6 protein-coding genes are annotated in these 5,450 nt (G+C 65.9%); 5 read left to right on the top strand and 1 reads right to left on the bottom strand.

All coding sequences use genetic code 11. The features are described 5' to 3' along the window. The 5 genes from JOY90_RS02095 to JOY90_RS02075 all read left to right on the top strand — a co-directional run. On the top strand, positions 1–502 hold a 502-nt coding region (locus tag JOY90_RS02095), incomplete at its 5' end, for a response regulator transcription factor (protein ID WP_291689514.1). Positions 503–595: 93 nt separating this feature from the next. After that, positions 596–2,398, top strand: coding sequence for a sensor histidine kinase (locus JOY90_RS02090; protein ID WP_291689513.1), 1,803 nt, complete (start codon positions 596–598; stop codon positions 2,396–2,398). Next, positions 2,395–2,859, top strand: coding sequence for an HPr kinase/phosphorylase (locus JOY90_RS02085; RefSeq protein ID WP_291689512.1), 465 nt, complete (start codon positions 2,395–2,397; stop codon positions 2,857–2,859). The genes JOY90_RS02090 and JOY90_RS02085 overlap by 4 nt, the downstream gene beginning before the upstream one ends. Positions 2,860–3,052: 193 nt before the next feature. Further along, a complete protein-coding gene (locus tag JOY90_RS02080) occupies positions 3,053–3,454 on the top strand; it encodes a PTS sugar transporter subunit IIA (RefSeq protein ID WP_024509305.1) in 402 nt (133 codons plus the stop codon). Continuing rightward, complete coding sequence (locus JOY90_RS02075) at positions 3,451–3,783, top strand: HPr family phosphocarrier protein (RefSeq protein ID WP_291689511.1); 333 nt, start codon at positions 3,451–3,453, stop codon at positions 3,781–3,783. The genes JOY90_RS02080 and JOY90_RS02075 overlap by 4 nt, the downstream gene beginning before the upstream one ends. 29 nt (positions 3,784–3,812) lie before the next feature. Here JOY90_RS02075 and JOY90_RS02070 read toward each other — a convergent pair whose 3' ends face one another. Beyond that, the gene (locus JOY90_RS02070) at positions 3,813–5,405 is read right to left on the bottom strand and encodes a glycosyltransferase family 39 protein (RefSeq protein ID WP_291689510.1); all 1,593 of its coding nucleotides are present in this window, start codon (positions 5,403–5,405) and stop codon (positions 3,813–3,815) included. Between the last annotated feature and the right edge of the window lie 45 nt (positions 5,406–5,450).

The raw sequence follows: 5,450 nt of genomic DNA, 5'->3' as shown, positions 1-5,450 counted from the left end.
GCGCCAGAAGTCCGACCTCCCGGTCATCTTCCTGACGTCAAAGGACGAAGAGATCGACGAATTGTTCGGCCTCAAAATGGGCGCCGACGATTTCATCCGCAAGCCGTTCTCGCAACGCCTCCTGGTCGAGCGCGTCAAGGCGGTGCTGCGCCGCTCGCAGCCGAAAGATCCGACCGCCGTGCCGAAGGAGAACGACGCCAAGGCGCTCGATCGCGGCCTGCTGCGGATGGATCCGGAGCGTCACACGTGCACCTGGAAGAACGAGCCGGTGACGCTGACCGTCACGGAATTCCTGATCCTGCAGGCGCTGGCGACCAGGCCCGGCGTGGTGAAGAGCCGCAACGCGCTGATGGACGCGGCCTATGATGACCAGGTCTATGTCGACGACCGCACCATCGACAGCCACATCAAGCGCCTGCGCAAGAAGTTCAAGGCCGTCGACCAGGAGTTCGAGATGATCGAAACCCTGTACGGCGTCGGGTATCGCTTCAAGGAAGCCTGAAATCACCTGACGATCGTTACGGTTTGCGCTGACGACGCAAACCGGCTGGGGTAGGATGCACGCTCTGGACGTCAAACGGAGCTAGTAGCAGCCTTGCTGGACCGAACACAGCCTCATCCGGACCTGACCGCCGAGGACGATCCGTCGTCCCTGGTTGCGGATGGTGTCGCTCCCGAACGTCGGCGCGTCAGCGGCTGGCTGCGGCCGCTCGGATGGTTGAAGCGTGTCGGGCAATTCCTGTTCACGCTGTCCTTCTCGAGTCTCACGCGCCGCATCGTATCGCTGAACATCGCCGGCCTGCTCGCGCTGGTGGCAAGCATCCTCTATCTCTCGCAATTCCGCGCCGGCCTGATCGATGCCCGCGCGCAGAGCCTCCTGGTGCAGGCCGAGATCATCGCCGGCGCGATCGCCGCGTCCGCGACGGTGCAGACCAACACCATCACCATCGAGCCGGACCGGCTGCTCGACCTCAAGGCGGGCGAAACCTATGTCGGTCCCGACGAATACTCCCCGCTCGATTTCCCGATCAATCCGGAGCGCGTGGCGCCGGTGTTGCGCACGCTGATCTCGCCGACCAAGACCCGCGCCCGCATCTACGATCCGAATGGCGGGCTGCTGCTCGACAGCCGCAGCCTCGAGAACGTGTGGCGCTTCGACCTGCCGCCGCCGTCCAAGCCCGGAATATTCGAGCGCAGCATGATCGCGGTGCGCACCTGGCTCAATCGCGGCGACCTGCCGCTCTATCGCGAGCTCGGCCCCGAGAACGGCAACGGCTATCAGGAAGTCGCGGACTCGCTGAAGGGACAGAAGCGCAGCATGGTGCGCGTCAACGCCCGCGGCGAGGTGATCGTCTCCGTCGCCGTCCCGGTGCAGCGGTCACGCAACATCCACGGCGCGCTGATGCTCTCGACCCAGGGCGACGACATCGACCAGATGGTGAGCGCGGAACGGCTCGCGATCCTCAAGGTCGGCGGCGTCGCGTCCGCTGTGATGATCGTGCTGTCGCTCCTGCTCGCCAGCACCATCGCGGGTCCCGTGCGGCGGCTCGCCGACAGCGCCGAGCGGGTGCGCCGCCGGATCAAGACCCGCGTGGAAATTCCCGACTTCACCCGCCGTCGCGACGAGATCGGCCATCTCTCGGGCGCGCTGCGCGACATGACCGGCGCGCTCTACAACCGCATCGAGGCGATCGAGATGTTCGCCGCCGACGTCGCCCATGAATTGAAGAATCCCTTGACCTCGCTGCGCTCGGCGGTCGAGACGCTGCCGCTGGCGCGCAGCGACTCCAGCCGCACCCGGCTGCTCTCGGTCATCGAGCACGACGTCAAGCGGCTCGACCGGCTGATCTCCGATATCTCGGACGCGAGCCGGCTCGACGCCGAGCTGCAGCGGCAGGACATGGCGCCGGTCGACCTGCGCCGCCTGCTGACGACGCTGGCCTCGGTCGCCAACGAGACCAAGCTCGGCCACGACATCGCCGTCGAAGCGCGCTTCGAGGGAAAAGGGGCTGCCGACACCTTCTCGGCGCCGGGCCATGATTCCCGGCTCGGTCAGGTGATCTCCAACCTGTTGTCGAACGCACAGTCGTTCTCGGAGGCCGGCGGCAAGGTGCGCATCTCGTGCCGGCGCCTGCGCACCCAGATCGAGATCATGGTCGATGACGACGGGCCGGGCATCCGCTCCGATGCGCTGGAGCGCATCTTCGAGCGCTTCTACACCGACCGGCCGCACCAGGGGTTCGGACAGAATTCAGGACTTGGGCTGTCGATCTCGAAGCAGATCATCGAGGCGCATGGCGGGCGCATCTGGGCGGAGAATCGCCCCGGCCCGATCGGCGCCGACGGTGAGCCCACGGTCGCCGGCGCACGCTTCGTGGTGCGGCTGCCGGCGCTATGAGCGAGCCGGCTGACGCCAGCGTCCATGCATCCGCGGTCAAGATCGGCGATCGTGCCGTCCTCATCCGCGGCCCCTCCGGCGCCGGCAAGTCCCGTCTCGCCTTCGACCTGATCCTCGCCGGGCGTGCCGGACAGGTTCCTCCGGCCGTCCTGGTGGGGGACGACCGTGTCCGCCTCGACACAGTTACCGGACAATTACGGGTCCGGCCTGTCCGACAATTAGTCGGTCTGATCGAGATCCGAGGTCTCGGGATCCGCCGCTGCGACCATGTGGAGGAGGCAAGCGTCGGCCTCGTCGTCGACCTCTGGGCACCCGATGGAGAGCGGCTGCCGCAGCCAGATACACTCTTGACGTGCATTCAGGGTATAAATATACCTCGATTGCCGGTAAGGGAAGGCATTTCTCCCCTACACGTGGTTATTGCGGTGCTGACAACCTCACCGGGTTCGGCTTTTCTTTGAGGTTTAAAGGATTGCCCGAAGGGGAATAGTAACCATATCAACCTCACACTTGCGACCGCTGGCCAGCGCCGGCCTCCTCGGGTTACCGTCGGGTTGGGGAGAACCGGCAATGTACCCCTCTTGCGTGAAGCCTCCGGATGGTCAAAGTGACGGGTTCGTGCGGTGCACCAAAGGCACCCGCGAGGAGTTTCCGATGATTGGTCTAGTACTGGTGACCCATGGGCGCCTTGCCGACGAATTCAAGGCGGCGCTCGAGCACGTCATGGGCCCGCAAAAACAGATTGAAGCGGTGACGATCGGCGCCGAGGACGACTCCGACCTCTGTCGAAGCGACATCATCGAAGCCGTCAACCGCGTCGACTCCGGCGATGGGGTTGCCATTCTCACCGACATGTTCGGCGGCACCCCCTCCAACCTCGCGATCTCCTGCATGAGCCGCCCGAAGGTGGAAGTGCTCGCAGGCATCAACCTTCCCATGCTGGTCAAGCTCGCCAAGGTCCGCGAGGAGCGCTCGCTCCCCGACGCGATTGCGATGGCGCAGGAAGCGGGCCGCAAATACGTCACTATCGCGAGCCGTGTGCTAGCCGGCAAATGATCGACGACGACGAGGCGTCGCAGGAGAATATTCCCGGGCCGAACGTGCCGCAGGGAGCGGTTTCCAGAGAGCTATTGATCATCAACAAGCGCGGCCTTCATGCGCGAGCCTCCGCCAAATTCGTGCAGACCGTCGAGCGCTTCATCTCCGAGGTGTGGGTGACGCGTGGCCGGGAGACCGTCGGCGGCAGGTCGATCATGGGATTGATGATGCTGGCGGCCGCCACCGGCACCAAGATCGTGGTGTCCGCGATCGGCCCCGACGCCGAGGCAGCGGTGCAGGCGATCGCCGATCTCGTCGACAGCAAGTTCAACGAGGAGAACGCCTGAGCGGCTTCGCCGTGCAGGGCGCGCCCTGGCTATTGCGCCGGCGGCTGGATGTAGACCTTCCAGGCGATCGCAGGCCCGGGATGGCCCTGGAAGAAACGCTGGGTCGTCATCACGACCTGCTCGGCGTCGGGCGCATTCTGCTTCATCCAGGCTTCGCAAGTCGGCAACCGCCCGTCGGTGGTGTCGCAGATGCCGATGAAGCCGAGCCGTTTCGCCTCCGCGAGCGAGGTCAGGCCTGACGACCAGACTTCACCGGGCGTGAACGGCGCCGGGTGATCGGGGCTGTAGAACGTCATCGGCTCGCCGATCTCGGTGGTGCCGGCCACCACCGCCCAGCGCGAGCCGAAGCGCGTGCGCCAGGTCTGCGTCAGCTCGCGCGCGAGCTGGGAGCGCGCGCCGTAGGTCGCGGCGCCGTTCGGATTCTCCGCCATCTCCTCCACCGCGATGCTGGGCGCGGCCGCGAGCGTCGCCAGCGAGATCGCAAAGTAGATCACGGCAATGCGGAACAGCGCCGACTGCCGCAGGCGAAGCGCGGGGATCGCGACCAGCGCCAGCGGCACCAGGAAGAACAGCGAGATGCCCCAGTCGGTCTTCATGTAGATCGTGAAGGCCAGGCCGCCGAGCGGCGGCCCGATCGCGACGATGCCCTGGATCAGCCAGACGTTCAGCGCCTGCAAAAGATCGACGCCCGGATTGGAGCCGCGGCGCCAGGCGTACGCGATCCAGCGCGGCGGCCACAGCCACGCCAGCGCCGCCAGTACGATCGCAGCGGCGAGCAGCGCCAGATTGTGACCGACATAGCCGAACACGAGCCTCGCGCTCTGCGCCCGGCTCGACAGTCCATAGACGTCGCCGGCATAGGTCAGCGGCACGAAGTCGACCTCTTGCAGCCAGATCAGATGCGGGATCATCGCCACCGCCATGGTCGCGATTGCGACCCACGGCGCCGGCGAGCGCAGGAATCGCGCGCGGTCGGGATGGATCAGCGCCGCCAGGCCGATGGCGCCGATCATGGTCAGCACCCAGTATTTGGTCATCAGCGCCAGCGCGCCGGCAAGGCCGAGCCAGACGCCGGAGCGCCAGGTCCGCCTCTCGAACGCGTCGAGATAGGCGAGCACCACCAGCGGCAGCGTGACGAGCTGCAGCAGGTCCGGATTGTACTTGAAGCCCTTGAAATTGAAGATCGGGTAGAGCGCCAGCACCACCACGGTGAAGAAGGCGCGGCGGCGGTCGACGACACGCAGCGCGATCAGCCAGCACAGCACGAGGCCGATGCCGACCGTGGTCATCGCCAGCAGATAGGTGGCCCAGTCCGCGACCGGAAAGAACGAGAACCACGCGCCCGCGACCCAGCCCGACAGCGGCGGATGCTTGCCGTAGCCGAGCTGGAATTTCTGCCCCCAGGCGAAGGCCTCCGCAACGTCCATATGGACGTCCTGCGCGGCCTTGAGCTTGATCAGGATCAGCGTCCAGATCAGCGCATGACAGAGCGCGAACGAGATCACCAGCCAGAGGCCGGTGCGGGGATTGCGGGCGCGTTCCATGAGCCACGCCGCCGGCCGCCTGAGCGAAATGCGGCGGCGTGCGCGCGACGTGGCAGGCGCGAATGATGCGGTCGACATGAGAGGCTGCGTAGCGCGTTTTCGGCTCGGGAGGAATCAGCTTGC

Origin of the sequence: Bradyrhizobium sp. (assembly GCF_019242285.1) — a bacterium.
Lineage (GTDB): Bacteria > Pseudomonadota > Alphaproteobacteria > Rhizobiales > Xanthobacteraceae > Bradyrhizobium.
This window is presented reverse-complemented; position numbering and strand designations above follow the sequence as displayed.